Here is a 22,639-nt window from a genome sequence, read left to right as displayed (position 1 = left end):
CAGTGTCTGCGCAACTCTTGCGTTTGAGTATTCGCGTCTGCCTGTTCTAGCCTCTCCCTTGCCTCGAACCATTGGGTTCGTGCGGCACCGGGGGGAACAAACATGGGCCTTTGCGAAGATTTGCGTCAGCTCTCAGAGCAGGTCCGGAAGCGGCAGTCATTCATCAAGGGAGAAGAGGCCACGAAGCAGGCCTTGATCTTGCCCTTCCTGCAAGTACTCGGATACGACATCTACGATCCGACGGAGACGCAGCCCGAATACGTGGCGGATTTCGCCAAGAAGCGCGGCGGCGTCATGGAGAAGGTGGACTACGCGCTCCATCTCAAGGGACAGCCCTCGCTCTTCATCGAATGCAAGGCGGTGGACGCGGCGCCCGAGGACCATGACGGACAGCTCGCGCGCTACTTCAACGCCACCCCGTCGGTTCGGATTGCGGTGGTCACCAACGGCGTCCGCTACCGCTTCTTCACGGACCTCCAGTCTCCGAACGTGATGGATGCCGCTCCGTTCATGGAGTTCAACATCCTCTCGTTCAGCGACCGGGAGGTGGACCTGCTCCGCCCCTTCACGAAGGAGTCCTTTGACGCGGCGTCCATCCAGGGCCATGCCGAGGAAATCATCTTCGTGGGCAAGGTCACGGCGCTCATCAACGAGCTGCTGCGGAATCCCTCGGAGAGCTTCGTGCGCTTCCTCCTCGCGGAGGTGGAGCTGGTCTCCGGTCGAGTCACGAAAAACGTGGTGGAGCGGTTCGTCCCCATCGTCAAGAAGGCCATCCAGACGACGCTGCTGGACATGATGACGAAGTCCATCCAGCAGGAGATTGCACAGCCCAACGCTCAGGTGGGTAGCGCGGCTCCGGCGGCGCCGCCCTCCCCTACTCCCGCAGAGGCACTTCAGAAGGCAGCAGACACCGCGGAATCCGGCTCGACGGGAGCGCTCATCGAAACGACGGAGGTGGAGCTGGAGATCTTCCGCATCGTCCAGCGGATGTGCGCGGAGTCCGCGCTGAAGCAGGCCATCAGCTACAAGGACTCGGCCAGCTACTTCGGCATCAACCTGGGCAAGGTCTCTTCCTGGTTCCTGCGCGCCTTCACCAACGGGAAGAAGAAGTCGTTGGTGACCCGGCTTCCGGTGGAACAGACGTCGATGCTGGCTCCCGGCTTCGAGGTCGAAGCGGCCCCAGATGGGATTGGCAAGAGCCGCGTCTATTTCAACGCGACTAGTGATGTCGAAAAGCTTCGGGCGCTCGTTCTCGTGGCGTATGAAGAGGAGACGAGACGCCAGAGTGCGCCAACAAACGACGCCGGAGGCTCAACGGGAGACAGCGTCATCAGTAGTTGATTGGCCTAGACTGCTCTTTTCGTTCCACCAAGTGGCATCTTTACATCTGCAATCCACTCAGGGCGGGATTCGGAGGCATCCAGCGCGACTCTCCACATCAGAAGCACAGCCAAGAGGACAACACCCACAATCACAGCCAATCCACACAACTCGAAACCCGCCATGTCATTCACAAACACATAAGAACAAAAATCACACAGATCCGACAACGCCATACAGACAGACAAATGAAAATAAATACAACATCAATCCTCATTGTTTCAATTCTACTCGCCGGCTGTTCCGCCACCCGCAGCAACGTCCCAAGTCCAAGCCAATATGCGGCCAGCCAGCATGAACAACAGATAGAGAAGAGAAAACTATGCTCAGATCTGGTCGATGGCGGCAAACTAGCATCTTCAGCATATACTATCACGGGATGGTCTCTGGCCATTCCTGCAGCAGCAGGACTCGCGGCGGGGCCTCTCGTTGGAGATGATCCGACCAAAACAACTGCCCTTGCAAGACACCCCGGATTCTTGCTGACAACAGGCGGCGCAGTACTTGGCGTTCTTGCCTACTACATGTTCGACAGGTCAAACGCAGCATCGGACACAGCAGCGGCAGCAGCGCGCGCGCACAAACTAAAAAATGATGACGAGGCTTACGACGTGTGCATTGATGTCTTGGCAGACTGGCTCAAGTCACGCCGCGACTCCCTGGACAGCGCCCAAGGCAAGCTGAACTACTACGAAAGAAAAGATCAACAAAGAGAGGCGCTGAATAATCTAAAGGAAGAAATCAAACAGAATCCCGAACTTATGCAGCTATTGAGTTCGACACCACAGCCATCTCAAGACGCCAATCCCCAGCCGCCTCAGGACGAGAATCCAAAGCAACAGAAAGAGACAAAGAAGAAGCCTCCGGCCCCATGAACAAGCAATCCCAAGCCTGGCGTTTTCCGTGCAATGGCAAGAACCAGTGCGCACCTTCTCGTGTTAGGGAGGACGCGCCCCCGCACGATGCAAGTGAAGGCAGTCGTGCTGGCAAGTAGAAGGGCCGCGCGCTGACTCGACAGAAGCCGTTTGAGACGCTGTGGGAGGTGCTGGAATCGATTCACACTGTTTCTCCTCCGCCGGAGGTCCCAGCTACGTGAACCTGCCCGAGCCGAGCGCCGCCTTCCGCGTTATCACTGGGGCCGGACGCCGTGCCCGCCCCCAGGAAACGTCGACATGACAGGCCTCTTCGCCCCCCTCGAGCTCCGGAAGAACGTCACTGCCCGCAACCGCATCTGGCTCGCGCCTCTGACGAACATGCAGAGCCACGCCGATGGCACGCTGTCCGAGGACGAGCTCCACTTCCTCGGCAAGCGCGCCGACGGTGGCTTCGGCCTCGTCGAGACATGTGCCACCCACGTCACCCAGGACGGCAAGGCCTGGCCCGGTGAGCTTGGCGTCCATGACGACGCCATGCTCCCCGGCCTCACCAAGCTCGCCGCTCGCGTCCACCAGGGTGGCGCGCTCATCTCCGCCCAGCTCTTCCACGGTGGCCTCCGCGCCGACCCCGCCGTCAGTGGCCTGGAGCGCTGGAGCGCCAGCGCCCACACCGACGACGACACCCGCTGCCGCGCCGGCACCGAGGACGACATCCACCGCACCATCGAAGCCTTCGCCGCCGCCGCCCGCCGGTGCGCCCAGGCCGGCTTCGACTCCGTCGAGCTCCACGGCGCCCACGGCTACCTGCTCTCCCAGTTCCTCAGCACCGTCTACAACCAGCGCACCGACGCCTGGGGCGGCTCCCTTGAAAACCGCGCCCGTCTCATCCGTGAAACCGTCCGCGCCGTCCGCCGTGCCGCTCCGTCCCTCGTCCTCGCCGTCCGCCTCTCACCCGAGGACTTCGGCCAGGCCAAGGGGCTCGACCTCGACGAGACGCTCGACGTCGCCCGCATGCTCGCCGACGACGGCATGGACATCCTCCACCTCTCCCTCTGGCGCTCCGCCCTCAACACCAAGAAGCGCCCCGAGTCCCACGCCGTTCCCCTCTTCCGCGCCGCCGTCCCCTCCCAAGTCCGCATCGTCGTCGCCGGTGCCATCTGGACTCGCGAGGAGGCCGAGGCCCAGCTCGCCCATGGCGCGGATGCCGTGGCCCTCGGCCGCGCCGCCATCGCCAACCACGACTGGCCCGAGCGCATCCGCCGAGACTCCGCCATCAATCGCATGCCTGTCGCCGCCGACACGCTCCGCGGCGAGGGCGTCTCCGACGGCTTCATCAACTACATGCGGCAGTGGAAGACCTTCGTCGCCGCGTAGTCCCCTGAAATGCACACGGCCCCGCTCCCAGCAGGAGCGAGGCCGTGTCACTTCACCGCAGGGACACCTTTACCGCTTCGTCCCCGTGGCCACGCCGGACACCTTCCCGCCGCCGGGGATGCCCAGGTACTCCTGGAGCGGCTTCACCGACAGGTCCGCGCGCTTGAGTGCCTCCAGCGCTCCCACCGCCATGCGCGCCGCCTGCACCGTCGTGTAGTACGGCACCGAGTGCATCAGCGCCTCGCGGCGGATGGAGAAGCTGTCCGCAATCTCCTGCTTGCCGAAGGTGGTGTTGATGACCAGCACGATTTCCCCGTCGACAATCTTGTCGACGATGTTCGGCCGGCCCTCCTTCACCTTCTGCACCACCTGCGCTTCGATTCCCTTCGTCGACAGGTACCGGTGCGTGCCCGCCGTGACGATGAGCGAGAAGCCCATGTTCCGCAGGCGCCGCGCCAAATCGACCACCGCCGGCTTGTCGTCGTCCTTCACCGAGATGAACACCTTGCCGCTCTTCGGCAGGCGCACGCCTGCGGCGAGCTGGCTCTTGGCGAAGGCCGACGCGTAGTCGTCCGACAGGCCCATCACCTCGCCCGTCGACTTCATCTCCGGCCCCAGGATGACGTCCACGCCCGCGAAGCGCGCGAAGGGGAACACGCTCTCCTTCACCGCCACGTGCTTGAACTCGGGCTCCTGCGTCGCACCCAGTTCATTCAGCGTCTTGCCCACCATGCACAGCGCGGCAATCTTCGCCATCGCCATGCCCGTGGCCTTCGAGATGAACGGCACCGTGCGGCTCGCGCGCGGGTTCACTTCCAGGATGTAGATGGTCTTCCCCTGGATGGCGAACTGCACGTTCATCAAGCCCACCACGCCCAGCTCGCGAGCCAGCGCGATGGCCTGGTCCTTCATCCGCTCCACCAGGTCCGGCGACAGCGAGTGCGGAGGCAGCGTCGCCGCCGCGTCACCCGAGTGCACGCCGGCCTCCTGGATGTGCTCCAGCACGCCGCCAATCAGCACCGCGCCCGTGCGGTCCGCCACCAGGTCCAGGTCCACCTCGATGGCGTCCTTCAGGAAGCGGTCGATGAGCACCGGGTGCTCCGGCGACGCGCTCACCGCCTCGCGCATGTACCGCTCCAGGCTCGCCTGGTCGTACACCGTTTCCATCGCCCGGCCGCCCAGCACGTACGAGGGGCGCACCATGACGGGGTAGCCAATCCGCTCGGCCACCTTGAAGGCCTCCGCATGGCTGCGCGCGACGCCGTTCTCCGGCTGCGTAAGGCCCAGCTTCTCGATGAGCTTCGCGAAGCGCTCGCGGTCCTCCGCGCGGTCGATGGCGTCCGGCGGCGTGCCCAGAATCGGCAGGCCCGCCTTCTCCAGCGGCACCGACAGGCGCAGCGGCGTCTGCCCGCCGAACTGCACAATCGCGCCCACCGGCTTCTCGCGCTGCGACACCTCGAGCACGTCCTCAATCGTCAGCGGCTCGAAGTAGAGGCGGTCGGACGTGTCGTAGTCCGTGGACACCGTCTCCGGGTTGCAGTTGACCATCACCGTCTCGTACCCGGCCTCGCGCAGGGCGAAGGCGGCGTGCACGCAGGCGTAGTCGAACTCGATGCCCTGGCCGATGCGGATGGGGCCGCTGCCGAGGATGAGCACCTTCTGCCGGTCCGTCGGAGGCGCCTCGTCCTCCTCCTCGTAGGTGGAGTACAGGTAGGGCGTGTACGCCTCGAACTCGGCGGCGCACGTGTCCACCCGCTTGAAGACGGGGCGAATCTTGCGCGCGTGCCGGTGCGCCCGCACCTCCTCCTCCGGGTAGCCGAGCAGCTTGCCCAGGTACTTGTCGGAGAAGCCGTGCGACTTCGCCTGCCGCAGCTGCTCGTCCGGGAGCTGGTCCAACCGGCCGCACTCCTGGATGGCCTGCGCCTCGCGCACCAGCATCTCGATGTAGCGCAGGAACCACGGGTCGATGGCGGACAGCGCGTGCACGTCCTCCACCGTCAGGCCCTCGCGGAAGGCCTGCGCCACGAACCACGGGCGCTCCGGACGAGGGACGCGCAGGGCCTCGCGCAGCACCTTCTCGCGCTCCTCCTTCTCCGCGGGCAGCTCCGGCGACTCCAGGCCCACGCGGCCCAGCTCCATGGAGCGCAGGGCCTTCATGTACGCCTCGGGGAAGGTGCGGCCGATGGCCATCACCTCGCCCACCGAGCGCATGCTCGTCGTCAGCGTGCGGGACGCGTGCGGGAACTTCTCGAAGTTGAAGCGCGGGACCTTGACCACCACGTAGTCCAGCGTCGGCTCGAAGGAGGCCGGCGTGTCGCGGGTGATGTCGTTGCGCAGCTCGTCCAGCGTGTAGCCCAGCGCCAGCTTCGCGGCGACCTTGGCGATGGGGTAGCCCGTCGCCTTCGACGCCAGCGCGGAGGAGCGGGACACGCGCGGGTTCATCTCGATGACGACCATGCGGCCGTCCGTCGGGTTGATGCCGAACTGGATGTTGGAGCCACCCGTGTCGACGCCAATCTCGCGGATGATGGCCAGCGAGGCCTGCCGCATGCGCTGGTACTCGCGGTCCGTCAGCGTCTGCGCGGGCGCCACGGTGATGGAGTCACCGGTGTGCACGCCCATGGGGTCCAGGTTCTCAATCGAGCAGACGATGATGACGTTGTCCGCCGAGTCGCGCACCACCTCCAGCTCGTACTCCTTCCAGCCGAGCACGCTCTCCTCGACGAGGATGGTGGAGGTTGGGCTGGCCTTGAGGCCAGAGCGGCAGATGGCCTCGAACTCGTCGCGGTTGTACGCGATGCCGCCGCCGGTGCCGCCGAGCGTGAAGGACGGGCGGATGATGGCGGGGAAGCCAATCTCCTCCACCAGCGACATGGCCTGGTCCAGCGTCGTCGCGTAGCCGCTCTTCGGCAGCGAGACGCCAATCTTCTGCATGGCGGCCTTGAAGAGCTGCCGGTCCTCGGCCTTGTTGATGGCCTCGAGCGAGGCGCCAATCAGGCGCACGCCGTACTTCGCGAGGATGCCCTGCTCGGCCAGCGCCTTGGCGAGGTTGAGCGCCGTCTGGCCACCCATCGTCGGCAGCAGCGAGTCCGGTTTCTCGGCGGCGATGATGCGTTCCGCCGCATCCACGGTGATGGGTTCGATGTATGTGCGGTGGGCGAACTCCGGGTCCGTCATCACGGTGGCGGGGTTGCTGTTGAGCAGCACCACCTCCACGCCTTCATCCCGGAGCGCCTTGATGGCTTGAGTACCGGAGTAGTCGAACTCGACGGCCTGCCCGATGACAATCGGGCCCGAGCCAATCACCAGAACCTTGCGGATATCGGTACGTTTAGGCATCGGGCCGCCCCCATACCAACGTCCGCCGCGACATGCACGGACTGTATTCGCGGCTGTCCGCTCGCAGGGATTCCGGACCCGCTCAACACTGTCTGCTAGGCTCCGCCCCTTCCGGAGGTTTCATGCGCCGCTGCTGGTCCCTGGCCCTGCTCGTCTCCTTCGCGTCACCTGCCCTCGCCCAGGCCCCCGCCGCTCCCACTCCTTCCGAGGCCGCGGCGCCCACGCCCGCGCCCGCGGCGGAAGCTCCCGCGCCCGAGACGCCTGCTCCCTCTCCCGCGACCGAGACGCCCGCTCCCACTCCCGCGGCCCCGGCACCCGCGCCCCGGCGCCGCGCGCAGGCCGCTCCGCCTCCCGCGCCGACCGCCAGCCCGGCGCCCACGCCTGCCGCTCCCTCGCCTGCTTCCCCGAGCGCGGCTCAGCCTTCCAAGGCGAGCGCCGCCGCTCCCACACCGCCGCCCGACGCACACCCCGAGCTCTCTCGCGAGGAGCAGATTCGCAAGGACATCCGCGACGACTCCCGCTTTCTCTTCCAGAGCCTGATTACCGGTGACGTGCGCAGCGCGGCCAGTGAGCTGATGTATCCGTTCCAGCTCGAGGACAAGCGCTACGGCACCGCGGAGGAGTTGGTGCTGGCGTGGGTGAAGCAGCTCCGGATGAAGCGCACGGACCTCATCACCCTCTACGACATCGAGGTGCTGCCGCTCGCGGAGATGGAGAAGAAGTACGGCAAGGCGCCCGCGCGGCTGGGGCTCGACCTGCGCAACGAGAAGGACGTCTGGGCCGCCGTGGGCAACCTCTCGGGCCACCCCGGCGTCTTCCTCTTCCGCCCCTACCGCGACGAGTACCGCGCCTTCGCGTACACGGACTGACTAGCTCAGCGCCTTCACCAGCTCGCCCAGGCGCGCGAGCCCCTTCTCCAGCACGGCGCGCGAGGTGGCGAAGCTCATGCGGATGTAGCCCTCGGCGCCGAACGGGTCTCCCGGCACCGCCGCGACGCGGAACTCGTCGAGGAGGATTTCCGACAGCTGCATGGAGCCCGTCACCGGCTTGCCCTTGAAGCTCCGGCCGTAGAGGCCGCGCACGTCCGCCAGCGCGTAGAAGGCGCCCTCGGGCAGGCGGCACTTGATGCCGTCCAGCGCGTTGAGGCCGGCGACGAAGAAGTCGCGGCGCGCGTGGTACTCCTTCGCCATGGCGGCGACGGTGTCCGGCGGCCCGTTGAGCGCGGCGAGCGCCGCCTTCTGGCCGATGGACGAGGCGTTGGACGTGGACTGGTCCTGCACCAACTGCATGGCGGCCACCAGCGGCCGGGGGCCGGCCACGTAGCCCATGCGCCAGCCCGTCATCGCGTGCGACTTGCTGAGCGCGTTGATGACCACCAGCCGGGGCACGAGGTCCGGGGCCACGTCGCTGATGCCCAGGCGCTCGTCGGTGTAGAGGAGCTTCTCGTAGATGTCGTCCGTGACGATGAAGCAGTCATGCGGACGGAGCACGTCGGCGATGCCCTGCAGCGCGGCGCGCGAGTACACGGCGCCGGTGGGGTTGCCCGGGCTGTTGATGATGACGGCGCGCGTGCGCGGGGTGAGCGCGCGGCGGATGGCGTCCGGGTCCGGCGCGAAGCCGTCCTCCTCGCGCGTGGGGACGATGACGGGCGTGGCGCCCGCCAGGTGCACCATGTCCGGGTAGCTCACCCAGTACGGGGCGAAGATGAGGACCTCGTCGCCCTCGTCCAGCACGGCCTGGCAGAAGTTGTAGAGCGCCTGCTTGCCGCCGGACGTCACCAGCACCTGCTCCGGCGTGAAGCGCAGGCCGTTGTCGCGCTCGAGCTTGCGGCAGATGGCCTCACGCAGCTCGGGGATGCCGTTGGTGGCCGTGTACTTGGTGAAGCCCGCGCGGATGGCGTCCACCGCGGCCTGCTTCACGTAGTCGGGCGTGTCGAAGTCGGGCTCGCCGGCCGCCAGCACCACCACGTCCACCCCCTGGGCGGCGAGCGCCTTGGCGCGCGAGTTGAGAGCGAGCGTCGGAGACGGCTTGATGGCCTGGAGCCGGCGGGCGAATTTCATGACCTCTTGCGTAGCCCGGGAGCGCCCGGGCCCACAAGGGGAGAGACGCGCTACTTCCGCCCGGCGAACTTCGCCTTCAGCTTCTCGTTCACATTGGCGGGTACCAGACCCGTCACATCACCGCCGAAGGACGCCACCTCCCGGACGAGCTGGGAGGAGATGTAGAAGTAGTCCTCGCCCGTCATCATGAAGACGGTCTCGATGTCCGGCGCCAGCTTGCGGTTCATGTTCGCGAGCTGGAACTCGTATTCGAAGTCGGACACCGCGCGCAGGCCGCGGATGACCACGCCCACGTTGCGGCGCTTCACGTAGTCCACCAGCAGACCGTGGAAGGAATCCACCTCCACGCGCGGGTCGTTCCCGCAGGCCTCGGTGATGAGCTGGCGGCGCTCCTCCTCGGTGAAGGTGGGCGTCTTCTTCGGGTTCACCGCGATGGCCACGATGAGCCGATCGAACATCTTCAGGCTGCGCTGGATGAGGCTCAGGTGCCCGTTGGTGAGCGGATCAAAAGAACCAGGATAGATGGCGACCGGCATGCGACACCGAGTCTCGGACGCCCCCGCCAGCCGGTCAAGGAATGCTCAGGGGGCCCGGTAGAAGCTGACCAGGGTGTCCCCGAAACGGCGCTGGTCCTCCCGGGTGAGCCCGGCGTGGGCTTCCGGCGCGGCCTCCCGCTTGTCGTGCTCCACGACCACCATGCCGGACGGCGCCACCAGCCCCGCGCCCACCACCCCCTCCAGCACCGTCTCCACCACCCGCGCCGCGTAGGGAGGGTCCGCGAAGATGAGCTCGAAGCGCTCGCCGCGCTTGCCCAGCGTGTCCAGCGCCCGGGCGACGGGCTGCGCGAGCAGCTCCACCTGCGAGGTGAAGCCGAGGTGGTTCGTGTTCTCCCGGCAGAGGGCCTGGGCCTCGCGGTCCTGGTCCACCAGTACGGCGCGCCCGGCGCCTCGCGAGACGGCCTCCAGCCCCAGCGCCCCGGTGCCTGCGTAGAGGTCCAGCACGGCCTGGCCATCCAGGAACTGGCCCAGCATGTTGAAAATGGTCTCGCGGACGCGGTCCGCCGTGGGACGGATGTGCCGCGACGCTGGCTTGGGGCCGGCCAGCGCACGGCCCTTCGCGGTGCCTGCCACGATTCGCATGGGGGGCTTCTACACCGGCTCGCGGCTAATCGCCCCGGTTCTGCGCGAGGAAGCGCATGGACGTCTGCCCCGAGCGCGTGGCGCCCAGCGCGGAGAGCACCTCCACCGCCTCCGCGAAGGACAGGGCCTCCAGGCGCTCGCGCGCGGCGGGCGTCAGCGGCGGGAGCTGCTCCTCCAGGACGCTGAGCAGCTCTCCCGGGGGCAGCCCCGCGGCGGCGGCCTTCTCCTCCACGCTCGCGCGAGACTCCGGCGGCCAGGCGCCCAGGGCGAGCCGCTCGAAGGCCCCCACGCAGTCCACCTTGCGCACCCCGGCCGCCACGTAGGTGGGCAGGGCCTGGGGCGCGCCCGCGCCCACCTCGCCCACCGTCACCACCGCGTCGTAGTCCGCGGCCAGGTCCACCAGCCGCCGTAGCAGCGCCACGTCCGGCTCGTCCTGGCCGAGCGCCGCCTCCGCGATGCGCACGAAGCGCACCGGCACCTTCCACTGGCGCAGGCCCTCCAGCAGCGTCCGGTACGCGTCCAGCGGGTCCGCGCTGGAGGAGGCCGGGGCCGTGAGCTCCAGCGACAGCTCACGCTCCGACACCGGGCCCGCGAGCACGTTCAGCGCCTCCACGGCCGCGTAGGAGTCCAGGCGGGACAGGTCCAGGGACACCAGCGTGAAGCCCGCGTCCACCACGCGGAAGAGGCCCTCCTGCAGCGGCCCCAGCGCGTCTCCGTCCACGCGGGCCACGCGCACCGGGCCTGCCTGGAGGAAGAGCGGCCGCGAGTGCTCGGCCTCCACGGCGGCCTCGTGCACGGCCGCGACGAAGCGCTCCGCCGCGCCCCGGTCCGCGAGCGGATGCGGGCAGGCGAGCCCCAGCACCGCGTCCTCCGCTCGCGCCGCGCGCAGCAGCCCCGGCAACGAGCCCTTCGCCTGCACCGGCACGCACGGCAGCGCCACCGGCGCGCGGTCCAGGGCGCGCAGCAGCTCGCGCGGGTTCAGCAGCGGAATGCGCGAGCCGGCGCCCACCCGGGCCACCGTGTTCCCCGGCCGCAACGACAGCACCTTGTCCAGCATGCTCATGGGCCGCGGAGGATTGTCCGCCCGTCCCACCGGCGCAAGACGAACCGGCCTTGAGCGTCCGTTGCGCTACGCGTGCCTGCCCGCGAGGGTGACGGGCGCAGGAGCCCGGCTCAGAACGTGCCCACGAGCCCGCCGAGCACTCCGCCGTCCCGCGTCGTCGACGCCACGGGAACCAGGCTCGGGGCCTCACTGCCCCAGCGGGTCGACGGGGTGAAGCCCGCGAGTGCATGGGAGAGCTCGTAGCCGGTGATGGCCCCCACGAGCGGCATCAGCACGCCCGTGAAGGTGCGGGCGCTACCTCGCAGGTCATCCGCCGATTCGAACATGACGATCGCGGCCGCCGTCCCCAGCCCCGCCCCCGCCATGGTGGCCATGAAGTCACCCTGCCCGCCCATGAGGCTGCCCGCCGTGTACACCCCCAGCCCGGAGCCCAGGCCCGAAAGCAGCACGGCCTCCGTGGAGTAGTCCTTCGTGCAGCCATCGCAGCTCCCGTTGAGACTCTCAGGGGTCAACGCCTGCCCCGCGACGAGGCCCACCACGGAGGCACCGCCACCGATGAGCACTTCCACCGCGACCCGGCGGGCGACCTGACCGGGCCCGAAGGGGCGAGTGATGACCTCGGTTGGCGCCTCGTCGGAGGAAGGCGTCTCCTCCTTCCTCAGCGGCGCATCCGCGGCGGGGCGAGGAGCGGCGCCGTCGGAAGGCGTCGCGGATTCCACCGCGGGGGGAGCGTCCTGGACGGCGGAGGCGGCCTTCGTCGCGGCCTCCTCAGCGCGTCCGACCAAAGGCATCAGCGCACAGCACAGCGCAAGCGAGAGCAGTCGCGACATGGCAACGACCTCGGGGAGCGCGCGGCCCGTCCGGCCCCCCGGCCCGCGCATGGGTCCATTCTTACCTGGACCCGGACTCCGAGTCACGTCACCCCCAGCCCTACCTGCAACGGGGTTGCCGCCACGAGACCCTCAGAACCCGCCGGCGAGCCCGCCGAGCACGCCTCCATCCCTCGTCGTCGCCGCCATGGGCACGAGTCGTGGTGCCTCACGCGAGCCGTGAGGTGAAGGCGACGACGGAGCGTCCCCCGCGAGGGCGTTGGAGATTTCGTAGGCGATGATGGCTCCCACGAGCGGCATCAGCACGGCCCCTGTATCGCGGGCCACGCTGCTCGGGGCATCGCCCACGTTGACCAACACGAGCGCGGACACCGTTCCCAGCCCCGCCCCCGCCATGGTGGCCAGGAAACTCCCCTCCCCGCCCATGAGGCGGCCCGCCGCATATACCCCCAGCCCCGAGACCGGACCTCCTCCCAGCAGGATGGCGTTGGTGTAATCCGCTCCGCAGTCCGAGCAGCGTCTGACGTGGAACTCCCAGTACAGCTGCCGGCCAATGAAGCCGCCCACGAGGAAGCCGCCGCTCCCGGCGAGCACCTCCACCAGGCCACGGCGGATGACGGGCCCCGTTCCTGAGCTGGAGCGTGTGCTCACCGTGGGCGGCGGCGCGTCAGCGGAAGGAGTCGCCTCCAGCAGCGGCGCATCCGCGACGTGTCGAGGAGCGGAAACCTCGGGCCCTGGCGCGGAGTCCATCGCCGGAGGAGTTTCAGGCGCGTCCTGGACGGAGGCGGGCTCGGACGCCGCGACCTCCCCGGCACGTCCCACCAGGGGCACCAGCACACAACACAGCACGAGCAAGAACAGCCGCGACATGAACAACCCTGGGCGACGCGGCCTGGCCGGCCCCTCTCCGGCTCGCGCGAGGGGCCCTTCCTACCCGAAGCCCGGGCTCCGAGTCACGCCATCCCCGGGCCCAGCCATGCGACGTCGCCGCCGCCTTCAGTGGACCTCGCCCAGGTGGGCGTAGGTCTCGCTCTCGATTTGAATCGTGGTGTGGTCGATGCCGAAGCGGTCGTACAGCTCGTGCTTCACCGCCGAGAGAATCTCGTCGTTGTTGCAGACCATGGGGTCCTGCACCACGAGGTGCGCCGACAGCGCGTACACGCCGCTGGAGATGGTCCACACGTGCAGGTCATGCACGGCCGTCACGCCGCTCACCTTCAGCAGGATGTCCCGGATGTGGGCCATGTCCACGTGCGCGGGCACCGCCTCCATCAGCACGTCCACCGCGTCGCGCACCAGGCGCACCGCGCCCACCACGATGACCACGGAGATGACCACCGAGATGAGCGGGTCCACCACGTACCAGCCGGTGTACGCCATGATGCCCGCGCCGATGAGCACGCCCACCGACGACAGCGTGTCCCCCAGCACGTGCAGGAACGCGCCCCGTACGTTCATGGAGTGCGTCCGGTGCAGGAAGCCCAGCGCGCCCAGGTTCGCCAGCAGGCCCACCGTGGCCACCAGCGCCATGGGCTTCAGGTCCACCGGCGCCGGCTGGCGGAAGCGCTCCCACGCCTCGAACAGGATGAAGGCGGTGATGCCCAGCAGCATCACGCCGTTGAGCAGCGCGCTCAGGATCTCCATCCGGTAGTAGCCGTACGTCTTCTTCACGTCCGCCGGCTTGCCCGCGAACCACAGCGCCAGCAGGCTCAGCGCCAGCGCGGACACGTCCGTCAGCATGTGGCCCGCGTCGGACATGAGGGCCAGCGAGTTCGTCAGCCAGCCTCCCGCCGCCTCCGCCAACGCAATGGTCGCCGTCAGGACCAGCGCGAAGATGAGCCGGCTGCGGTCCTTGCGCCGCTCCTCCGCCAGGCTCCCCTTCCGGGGACCGTGCCCATGGCCGTGCCCATGTCCATGATGATGGTGGTGCGAGTGGTCGTGCCCCTCGCCGTGCTCATGCTCGTGGCCATGCCCGGATCCACCGCGGGTGTGAGTGGAGGTAGTCACGGGAGAGAGGGGTGCGGATAAAGCCCGGTCATGGGGTATGAGAGACGAGGAATCGAGTTCCGGCGACCCGGTGTCCCCAGCCCCGAGCGAGGGGGCGCACGGAGGTAGGGATGGACTTCGAGAAGCACCTGGGCCTGCACACCATCATCATGCTGAGAGATGTCATCCGCAAGTGGTGGCAGGTCGAGCTCTCGTACGCGGACCGTCACGGCATCGTGCACGACTGGCAGCGCGGCGAAATCGTCCCGCCACCCAATGACTTCTGCCGCATCTCGCTGACCACGAAAGAGGGACTGCGCCGCTGTCAGCAGTCGGTGCGGTTGCTCCACGAGAAGTTCAAGGCGGGTCGCAAGCTGCGCCGCGCGCTCGTCCATGACTGTCACCTCAGCTTCAGCATCGTCGGCGCCCCCATCTACATCAACAACGAGTACGAGGGCTTCCTCTTCGTGGAGGGCTTCGCCCGCCAGCCGCTCGACGCGCGCGACGCGGAGCTGCTCAAGGCGAGGATGCTCCAGTTCGCCCCGCCCCACTCGGACCTGGACCGCGCCGGGGACCGCGTGCCCGTGCTCGACGGCGCCGAGGTGAGCAAGCTGTCCGACCTGCTCGAAGTGGCCGTGACGGAGATCGCCAACCACGAGCTGGAGCTGTCGCGCCGGGACGACCCGATGCAGTCGCTCTCCTCGGACCTGAGCGACCGCTACCGGTTCGAGAAAATCATCGGGCGGTCCGGTCCGATGATGGAGGTCTTCCGGCTGATGGAGAAGGTGGCCAACTCCGACTCCACCGTCCTCATCAACGGCGAGTCCGGCACCGGCAAGGAGCTGGTGGCCCGCGCCATCCACCACAACGGCCCGCGCAAGGACATGCCCTTCGTGGTGCAGAACTGCTCCGCCTTCAACGACAACCTCCTGGAGAGCGCCCTCTTCGGCCACACGCGCGGCTCGTTCACCGGCGCGCTGCGGGACAAGAAGGGCCTCTTCGAGGTGGCCGACGGCGGCACCTTCTTCCTGGACGAGGTGGGCGACATGTCCCCCGCGCTCCAGGTCAAGCTGCTGCGCGTGCTCCAGGAGGGGACGTTCCTCCCCGTGGGCGGCACCCAGCTCAAGGAGGTCAACGTCCGCGTCATCGCCGCCACGCACAAGGACCTGGGCGAGTTGGTGAAGCGGGGCGAGTTCCGCGAGGACCTCTACTACCGCATCAACGTCATCCGCGTGCAGCTGCCGCCCCTGCGCGAGCGCCGCGACGACATGCCCGTCCTCATCGACCACTTCCTGCGCAAGCACCACCGCGAGGGGCAGCGCGCGCGGGGCCTGGCCGCGGAGGCGCTGGCCATCCTCGGGGCCTACTCGTGGCCGGGCAACATCCGCGAGCTGGAGAATGAAATCGAGCGGCTGCTCGTGCTGGGCAGTGACCTGGAGACCATCCCCGCCGAGCTCATCTCCAGCCGCATCCGCGACGCGGTGGTGCCCGGCGGCGGGCCGTTCATCCCTCCGCGAGCGAATGGCAAGCTGCACGAGGCGGTGGAGGCGCTGGAGCGGGAGATGATTCAGCAGGGCCTGCTGCGCACCCGCTACAACAAGAGCCGGCTGGCGCGCGAATTGGGCATCAGCCGCTCCAACCTCATCCTGAAGATTGCCCGCTACGGCCTGGACAAGGGCCTGCCCGACGACGAGGCGGAAATGGGAGAGGCATGAGCCCCGAAGCGCTCTACTTCCATCAGGACAGGCTGCGCGTCCCCGACGGCGCGGAGCTGTACTTCCAGTGCGCCGGAGACGGCCTGCCCGGCATGGTCCTGTGCGACGGGCTGGGCTGCGACGGCTTCGCGTGGAAGTACCTGTCCCCCTTCCTCGCCCGGCGCCACCGCGTGCTGCGCTGGCACTACCGGGGCCATGGCCGCTCCGGCATTCCGGATGACCGCACGCGCATCGGCATGCTGTACACGTGCGACGACCTGCGCCGCATCATGGACGCCGCGGGTCTGGAGCGCGCCGTCGTCTTCGGCCACTCCATGGGCGTGCAGGTGGCCCTGGAGTTCCACCGCCGCTATGCCAGCCGCGTGGCCGGGCTCGTCCTGGTGTGCGGCAGCTACGGCAACCCGCTGGACACCTTCCACGACTCCACCCTCCTCAAGCGCGCCTTCCCGCTCATCCAGCGCGTGGTGGAGCGCTACCCGGAGCAATCCGCGCGCATCATCCACGCCGCGCTCCGCACGGAGCTCACGGTGCAGCTCGCAATCACGTTGGAGATGAACCGCGAGCGCATCGCCCGGAACGACCTGGCCCCCTACTTCGACCACCTGGCCCGCATGGACCCCGTCGTCTTCGTGCGCACGCTGGACTCGCTGGCCGAGCACAACGCGTGGGACCACCTGGCCCACGTGGACGTGCCCACGCTGGTCATCGCGGGCGAGCGCGACAGGTTCACCCCCGGCTGGATTTCCCGGAAGATGGCCGCCCAGGTTCCCGGCGCCGAGCTGCTGCTCATCCCCGAGGGCACCCACACCGCCCCCCTGGAGGCGCCCGGGCAGGTGGAGGTGCGGGTGGAACGCTTCCTCCGCGAGCGGCTGGGCGTACGCACGGCCGCCGGCTCGCACCCCGCCCCGCTGGAGGCGGACCGGCCGGCCGAAACCCCAGCAAAGGCGGCCGCTTCGTCCCCCGGCACCTGAGCCGGGTGACAGCCGGGTGACGGTACCGGTGTGGGAGAATCGGCGCGCTTCAGGTGTTGCCTGCGGGGCGCGAGAAGCCGCGACCTTTGGGGGGCCGGAAAGGGCCGCCCGGCTGGTGGGCTTCCGCGTTCATTGCAGGAGGCGCACTCGCGGCATATAAGCGCCCGCCTTCCGGGTTCCAGTGGGGTTCGGAAGCCCCGGGCGCTTCGGGCGCTCCCCCACCATTCATCTCAGTTCGGTCCGTATGATTCCTCGCGAAAACATCCGAAACATCGCCATCGTCGCCCACGTTGACCATGGCAAGACCACGCTCGTCGATCACCTGCTGCGCCAGGCGGGCACCTTCCGTAGCAACGAGCACGTCGCCGAACGGGTGATGGACTCGAACGACCTCGAGCGCGAGAAGGGCATCACCATTCTCGCGAAGAACACCGCGGTCAGCTACAAGGGCATGCAGATCAACATCATCGACACCCCGGGTCACGCCGACTTCGGTGGTGAGGTGGAGCGGGGTCTGCGCCTCGTGGACGGCGTCGTGCTGCTGGTGGACGCCGCCGAAGGTCCCCTGCCCCAGACGCGCTTCGTGCTCACCAAGGCCCTGGCCATGGGCCTGAAGACCGTGCTCGTCATCAACAAGATCGACCGCCAGGACGCTCGCGCGCCCGAGGTGCTCGATCAGGTCTACTCGCTCTACATCGACCTGGGCGCGGACGATAAGCAGCTGGAGATGCCCGTCCTCTACACGGTGGCGCGTCAGGGCCAGGCCTCCACGCAGCTGGACGTGCCGGGCAAGACGCTGGAGCCGCTGTTCGACGCCATCATCCGCCACATCCCGCCTCCGCCCGCCTCGGAGGAGAAGACGCCGCAACTGCTCGTGGCCAACCTGGACTACGACGACTATGTCGGCCGTCTCGCCGTGGGCCGCGTGCAGGCCGGCCGCCTGACGCCCAACATGCCCGTGTCCGTCGTGCGCGAGGGGGGCAAGGTCCAGCCTGGCAAGATCGTCAAGCTGTACGGCTTCTCCGGCCTCAAGCGCGTGGAGATCGCGGACGCGGGCCCGGGTGAAATCGTCTCCATCGCCGGCATCGAGGAGGTGTCCATCGGCGACACCATCGGTGACCCGGAGAAGCCGGTGGCCCTGCCCCGCATCACCGTGGACGAGCCCACGATGATGATGATCTTCAAGGTCAACGACGGGCCGCTCGCGGGCAAGGAGGGCAAGTTCGTCACCTCCCGCAACCTGCGTGAGCGCCTCTACCGCGAGGCCTACCGCAACGTGGCCGTGCGCGTGGAGGACACCGAGACGCCCGACGCGTTCCGCGTGGTGGGCCGTGGCGAGCTCGCCCTGGCCGTCATCATCGAGAACATGCGCCGCGAGGGCTACGAGCTGACGGCCTCCAACCCGGAGCCCATCACCAAGGAAATCGACGGCGCCGTCCACGAGCCCATGGAGCTGCTCTTCTGCGACGTGCCGGAGACCAGCGTGGGCGCGGTGACGGAGCGCCTGGGGCCCCGCAAGGGCCGCATGGTGGACATGGAGAGCCTGGGCTCGGGCCGCACCCGCCTCAAGTTCCGCATCCCCGCGCGCGGCCTCATCGGCTTCCGCAATGAGTTCCTCACGATTACGCGTGGTGAGGGCATCATGAGCAGCCAGTTCGACGGGTACGAGCCGTGGTTCGGCTACATCCCGAAGCGGCAGAACGGCGCCATGGTCTCCGACCGCCTGGGCGACACCGTGCCCTACGCGCTCTTCAGCATCCAGGAGCGCGGCGCCCTGTTCGTGGGCGCCGGCGTCACCGTGTACGAGGGCATGATCATCGGCGAGCACGCCCACCCGTCCGAGCTGAACGTCAACTGCTGCCGCGAGAAGAAGCTCACCAACATCCGCGCCGCCGGCCGCGACGAGAACGTCATCCTCACCCCGCCCCGCGAGATGGGGCTGGAGAAGGCGCTCGAGTGGATTGCCGACGACGAGCTGGTGGAGGTGACGCCCAAGTCCGTGCGCATGCGCAAGAAGGCGCTGGCCGTGGGCGAGCGCTACCGCGCCGAGCGCGACCGCAAGCGCGAGGAGCGCGCCGCGGGCGAGTAGTCGCTCCGGTGAGCCTCACGTCGTAGTGCCGAGGGCCCGTTCCCACCCGGGAGCGGGCCCTTCGTGCGTCTGGAACATCGCGCGCCCATGTGTGTCTTGGACTCCCGCCCCACAGGGCAGGTTGACGTCTGATTAATCCGAGTTTTAGGTTCTCGACAGTCTGGTTGTTCATTCCTCCGTACCGAGTCTTGGTCACTCGACGCCATCTCGGAGGGCATCCAGGCGCGCCGCTCTGACGGGCTACCCCCGGCCCGCAACGGCAGTCGAGAGCCCCCTCCATGACTGGATTGCAGACGTTCGTCCTGCCCGACGCAGTCACCGGGCAACCCTCTGATATGGAATTGGCCGGCCGGATGATTCGCGCGTGGCGACGCGACGGCATCTTCCAGGTCGCCATGAGCGAGGAGCAGGACGCCAGGACAGAGCGCGCCCTCGAGGCGAGCCGCCGCTTCTTCCGTCTGCCTTTGAAAGCCAAGGCCCGCTGCGTGAGTGATTTGACATACAGCGGCTACGTCGCCTCCGGTGAAGAAGTCACCGCGGGCGAGGCTGACTCCTCGGAGATCTTCACCGTCTGCAAGGACGTGTCGCTGGACGACCCGCGCGTGTATGGGAAATGGCCATGCCACGGCCCCACGCCCTGGCCGGACGAGGACTACCGCCAGCGCATGACGGACTTCACCGCCGAGCTGGGCTCCGTCGGCGAGCGCTTGCTGGAGCTCACCGCGCTGGGCCTGGGGCTGGACATCGACGCGCTGACCCGACTGACGCGGGATGGCTGGCATCACATGCGCGTGCTGCGCTTCCCTCCCGTGACGTCCAGGCCCGCGCGAGGCATTGGCGCCCATACCGACTACGGCCTGCTCGTCATCGCCGCGCAGGATGACGTGGGAGGCCTGCTGGTGCGCCCACCGGTGGAGGGCGAGCTGCGCAACCGGAACTGGCTGCCCACCGAGAGCTCCGCGGGCATGTATGAGAATGAGGAGCCGTGGACCTTCGTCACGCCCGTGCCGAAGGTGCTGACGGTGTTCCCCGGCGACATCCTGCAATTCCTCACGAACGGCCACCTGCTCTCCACGCCGCACAAGGTCCGGCTCAACACGCGGGAGCGCTTCTCGATGGCGTACTTCCACGAGCCCGCCTTCGACACGTGCATCCGGCCGCTGATGGGGCCTCCGAGCGGTGAGTTCATCCACTACGGCACGCACTTCACGAACATGTTCATGCGGTGCTACCCGGACCGCGTCACCACGCGGCGCATCCTCGACGAGAACCGCCTGACGACGCTGGCGTGGCTACGGGGGGCTTCCGTGGCGTCCTCCGCGCCCGCGTGGGTGCGCCAGCGCGCCGTGGCATAGCGCCGGGAGCTCCAAGCCCCTTCCAGGTCAGAGGAGGGCGAAGGTGCCGTCGGACGTGTCTGGCTCCGCCAGCCCTTCCCCTCGCACCACGTCGAAGTGGTTGCCAGACCAGCGCAACCGGATGGGCGGGCCCTTGGCCATGTTTTCGTGCGTCCCGCCTTTCGCGAAGCGCATCCCGCGCGCGGCCCAGGGCTTGGGCTCCCGCTTCTCGTCTTGCGTGTAGAAGATGATGGCCCGTTGGTAGTAGGCCGCGACCGCCTCCGCGGTGAACTGCGTATCCCCCCAGATGGTCGCGTCATCCGTCTCGGTTCTGTAGCTCTCGCCCATCTTCGTCTTCTGCCGCTGATGGGTGAACTGCATCCGCACCAACTGTTCGGGGAGGTTGGCCCCGGTATTCCCAATCCAGTCGCTGGACTTCATGCCCTGGAAGTACCCCAGCCACTTCGCGAAGTGCTCGCCCTTGAGCACGTTCTCGCTGAGGACCCCGGACTTCTTCTCCCACTCCTCCGTCAGCGTCTCGAGCGTGTACCCGGGGGTACACTGGCTCACGAGGTATCTGGCGAGCTCCTGCCGGACCTCTCCTGCCTGGGTGGCGTCTCCCTTCACGAAGTGGGCAACGCCATGGAAGAAGCAGTCGTGGTCCGCCGGCATCCACAGCACCTCCCACTTCCTTGCTGACGTGTTGGCGGGCGCTTCAGGCGCGGGAGCCCGGAAGCCGCTGAACAGCGTCACCTCGTACACCACCGCGGGGCGCGTCGAGGCGTAATAGACATCCTCCCCCACGAGCATCTGCTGCTTCTGACCATCCCAGGCGCCAATACACGTCACCGAAATGGTTGATGTTCCAGGTGAGCACGGAGAACGGGCCGAACACCTCGGGCGGCTCAGGTGCCTCGTCCGTCTTCTCTCCCATGGGCGCGTCGGGCGACGGCGCGTCCGTTCCCTTCTCACAGGGCGCAATGAGCTTGCGCCGCTTCTGCATCAACCCCTCCTCGGACTTCGCCTCCTGGAGCGCCCGCTTCGCGGCGTCTTTCGTGTTGGCAATCGGGGTGAGGGGCAGCGTGGCGACCGTGCGCTCCACGTGCTTCTTCATCCCGAGCCGCTGTGGCTGCGCGCGCGTGCGCGACGACCTGCGCTGGTCCGCTGGCGCGGTGCTCGCGTATTTCTCGCACTCGACTGTGTCCGTCGTCGCCTCGAGCCGGAGGAGGATGGGAGCGTGGTCCGAGATTTCCCGCCCCGTCGCATGCCAGCCGAAGAACCCCTCTTTGTAGTCCTTGTCGGACAGCTCGCCCTCCGCGCGCCCCGTCACGCGCTTCCCGTCCCACGTGGCCAGCGTCGCCGAGGCGTTCCGGAAGCTCTGGTCGATGACGAAGTAGTCCGCGGACATGCCGTTTCCGCGCGCCACCCAGTTCGTCCAGTGCGCTCCGACCGCGACGCGGCTGAGCCCGGCGTTGGTCAGGAAGGGCCCCCAGTCGACCGGGCGCGGCGCGGGTTCGTCAGCCGGCTCTGACGGCTCGGCCACCTGTGCTTCGTCCTCCATGGACAGTGTCGTGTCCGTCCGTTGGACTCCCGGCCCCTCCATGACGTGGTCGTCCGCGAGCGAAGCGTCGGCTCGCCCCTCGTCTTCTGCTTCTTCTCCCGTGACCTCCCCCTCGTTGATTTCCATCGAGCTCGAGGCGGCACGGCGGACCCGCAACCGGCGGCGCACGGCCGTCCCGGCCTCCATGTACCAGTCGCCCGCGAAGAGCATCGCGCGCGGGGCCGACTCGGCACCCTGTTCCGCCGTCGGCCAGTAGGCGCGGAGCGAGACGATCTCCATGGCGTTGGGCCTGACGCCTCCAGAGGGAGAGGTGTGCACGACGGCGAGCCAGAACTTGAACGCCTCGCTCTCCTGCGAGGCCTTCTCCTCCGACGGCCCCGTGGACTTCTTCGGCTCGCAGACATGCTTGCCATAGTGGGTCTTGCAAAAGCAGACCCTGCACTCCCTGCACTTCGAGACGGACTTCGGGCCCCGCTTCGTGCATTGACTGCATTTCATCGACTTTGTCATTGCGTGCGTGCCTCGTCCCAGTCGAAGTCGCTCACCCGCGAGAACAGGCGCTCGAGCTTCTCTTCCTCGGGGAGCAACGGATTCGAAAGAACGGCATGAATCACCCGCTGCTCGTGGAAGCGCGGGGACAGCTCGAGCTGCATCCGGGCGAACCACACGAGGGAGAACAGCGTCTCGAAGCCGTAACCCGACGCCGCGTCCACGCTCGCGCGGATGAAGGTCGTCAGCTCATGCGGCGCGAAGTCATCGAGCGCCCCGGGATGCTTCTCGGTGAGATGGGCAAGGACCCGCTCCACCGCGTCGCGGCGCGAGGGTTCCTCCAGCGCTCTCAGTTGAAAGCCTTGCGAGCGGCCGCATCCCTCCTGGCTGCCCTGCCCGCTTCGAAGGATTGGACCTGTGTCCAACCTCCTTCG

General features: G+C 67.9%; 19 protein-coding genes. 8 read left to right on the top strand and 11 right to left on the bottom strand.

The features are described 5' to 3' along the window. The first annotated feature begins 102 nt into the window (after positions 1 to 102). The 3 genes from ACVTJA_RS22770 (at position 103) to ACVTJA_RS22760 (ending at position 3,629) form a co-directional block, all read left to right on the top strand. Positions 103 to 1,341 carry a type I restriction endonuclease gene (locus ACVTJA_RS22770; protein WP_465839116.1) on the top strand — a complete coding sequence of 413 codons (1,239 nt, stop codon included), beginning with the start codon at positions 103 to 105 and terminating at the stop codon, positions 1,339 to 1,341. A 227-nt stretch (positions 1,342 to 1,568) separates the two neighbouring features. Continuing rightward, the gene (locus tag ACVTJA_RS22765; RefSeq protein WP_465839115.1) at positions 1,569 to 2,255 is read left to right on the top strand and encodes a hypothetical protein; all 687 of its coding nucleotides are present in this window, start codon (positions 1,569 to 1,571) and stop codon (positions 2,253 to 2,255) included. Positions 2,256 to 2,552: 297 nt separating this feature from the next. Further along, a complete protein-coding gene (locus ACVTJA_RS22760) occupies positions 2,553 to 3,629 on the top strand; it encodes an NADH:flavin oxidoreductase (RefSeq protein ID WP_465839113.1) in 1,077 nt (358 codons plus the stop codon). 69 nt (positions 3,630 to 3,698) lie between these two features. On the opposite strand, the gene carB is transcribed toward ACVTJA_RS22760, so the two are convergent. Then, on the bottom strand, positions 3,699 to 6,968 hold the full coding sequence (gene carB, locus ACVTJA_RS22755) for a carbamoyl-phosphate synthase large subunit (protein ID WP_465839112.1): 3,270 nt from the start codon (positions 6,966 to 6,968) through the stop codon (positions 3,699 to 3,701). Between the two features lie 122 nt (positions 6,969 to 7,090). On the opposite strand from carB, the gene ACVTJA_RS22750 reads away from it, so the two are divergent. After that, positions 7,091 to 7,837: a hypothetical protein gene (locus ACVTJA_RS22750; RefSeq protein WP_465839111.1), complete on the top strand. Its 747-nt coding sequence runs from the start codon at positions 7,091 to 7,093 to the stop codon at positions 7,835 to 7,837. Here the strand turns inward: ACVTJA_RS22750 and ACVTJA_RS22745 are convergent, their stop codons facing one another. From ACVTJA_RS22745 to ACVTJA_RS22715, 7 genes are all read right to left on the bottom strand, one after another. Next, the gene (locus ACVTJA_RS22745; RefSeq protein ID WP_465839110.1) at positions 7,838 to 9,028 is read right to left on the bottom strand and encodes a pyridoxal phosphate-dependent aminotransferase; all 1,191 of its coding nucleotides are present in this window, start codon (positions 9,026 to 9,028) and stop codon (positions 7,838 to 7,840) included. 50 nt (positions 9,029 to 9,078) lie between these two features. Next, a complete protein-coding gene (gene coaD / locus ACVTJA_RS22740) occupies positions 9,079 to 9,564 on the bottom strand; it encodes a pantetheine-phosphate adenylyltransferase (protein ID WP_465839109.1) in 486 nt (161 codons plus the stop codon). 45 nt (positions 9,565 to 9,609) lie between these two features. Continuing rightward, the gene (gene rsmD, locus ACVTJA_RS22735; protein WP_465839108.1) at positions 9,610 to 10,167 is read right to left on the bottom strand and encodes a 16S rRNA (guanine(966)-N(2))-methyltransferase RsmD; all 558 of its coding nucleotides are present in this window, start codon (positions 10,165 to 10,167) and stop codon (positions 9,610 to 9,612) included. A 25-nt stretch (positions 10,168 to 10,192) separates the two neighbouring features. Then, positions 10,193 to 11,230: a hypothetical protein gene (locus ACVTJA_RS22730; RefSeq protein ID WP_465839106.1), complete on the bottom strand. Its 1,038-nt coding sequence runs from the start codon at positions 11,228 to 11,230 to the stop codon at positions 10,193 to 10,195. A 110-nt stretch (positions 11,231 to 11,340) separates the two neighbouring features. Then, positions 11,341 to 12,060, bottom strand: coding sequence for a hypothetical protein (locus ACVTJA_RS22725; protein WP_465839104.1), 720 nt, complete (start codon positions 12,058 to 12,060; stop codon positions 11,341 to 11,343). A gap of 132 nt (positions 12,061 to 12,192) precedes the next feature. Then, entirely contained in the window at positions 12,193 to 12,930 is a 738-nt protein-coding gene (locus tag ACVTJA_RS22720; RefSeq protein WP_465839102.1) for a hypothetical protein, read from the bottom strand. 126 nt (positions 12,931 to 13,056) lie between these two features. After that, entirely contained in the window at positions 13,057 to 14,067 is a 1,011-nt protein-coding gene (locus ACVTJA_RS22715; protein WP_465839101.1) for a cation diffusion facilitator family transporter, read from the bottom strand. Between the two features lie 110 nt (positions 14,068 to 14,177). On the opposite strand from ACVTJA_RS22715, the gene ACVTJA_RS22710 reads away from it, so the two are divergent. The 4 genes from ACVTJA_RS22710 (at position 14,178) to ACVTJA_RS22695 (ending at position 20,176) form a co-directional block, all read left to right on the top strand. Continuing rightward, the gene (locus ACVTJA_RS22710; protein ID WP_465839099.1) at positions 14,178 to 15,761 is read left to right on the top strand and encodes a sigma 54-interacting transcriptional regulator; all 1,584 of its coding nucleotides are present in this window, start codon (positions 14,178 to 14,180) and stop codon (positions 15,759 to 15,761) included. Next, a complete protein-coding gene (locus tag ACVTJA_RS22705; protein WP_465839097.1) occupies positions 15,758 to 16,732 on the top strand; it encodes an alpha/beta fold hydrolase in 975 nt (324 codons plus the stop codon). Before ACVTJA_RS22710 ends, ACVTJA_RS22705 begins: the two co-directional genes overlap by 4 nt. A 244-nt stretch (positions 16,733 to 16,976) precedes the next feature. Then, positions 16,977 to 18,821: a translational GTPase TypA gene (typA, locus tag ACVTJA_RS22700; RefSeq protein ID WP_465839096.1), complete on the top strand. Its 1,845-nt coding sequence runs from the start codon at positions 16,977 to 16,979 to the stop codon at positions 18,819 to 18,821. 278 nt (positions 18,822 to 19,099) lie between these two features. Next, on the top strand, positions 19,100 to 20,176 hold the full coding sequence (locus tag ACVTJA_RS22695) for an isopenicillin N synthase family dioxygenase (RefSeq protein WP_465839094.1): 1,077 nt from the start codon (positions 19,100 to 19,102) through the stop codon (positions 20,174 to 20,176). 27 nt (positions 20,177 to 20,203) lie between these two features. Here ACVTJA_RS22695 and ACVTJA_RS22690 read toward each other — a convergent pair whose 3' ends face one another. The 3 genes from ACVTJA_RS22690 to ACVTJA_RS22680 are packed head-to-tail and all read right to left on the bottom strand — an operon-like array spanning position 20,204 to position 22,630. Continuing rightward, positions 20,204 to 20,965: an OTU domain-containing protein gene (locus ACVTJA_RS22690; RefSeq protein WP_465839092.1), complete on the bottom strand. Its 762-nt coding sequence runs from the start codon at positions 20,963 to 20,965 to the stop codon at positions 20,204 to 20,206. Beyond that, positions 20,871 to 22,226: a hypothetical protein gene (locus ACVTJA_RS22685; protein WP_465839091.1), complete on the bottom strand. Its 1,356-nt coding sequence runs from the start codon at positions 22,224 to 22,226 to the stop codon at positions 20,871 to 20,873. Before ACVTJA_RS22685 ends, ACVTJA_RS22690 begins: the two co-directional genes overlap by 95 nt. Further along, positions 22,223 to 22,630: a hypothetical protein gene (locus ACVTJA_RS22680; RefSeq protein ID WP_465839089.1), complete on the bottom strand. Its 408-nt coding sequence runs from the start codon at positions 22,628 to 22,630 to the stop codon at positions 22,223 to 22,225. The genes ACVTJA_RS22685 and ACVTJA_RS22680 overlap by 4 nt, the downstream gene beginning before the upstream one ends. Between the last annotated feature and the right edge of the window lie 9 nt (positions 22,631 to 22,639).

The sequence above is a fragment of the Pyxidicoccus sp. M6 genome (assembly GCF_055568925.1).
This window is presented reverse-complemented; position numbering and strand designations above follow the sequence as displayed.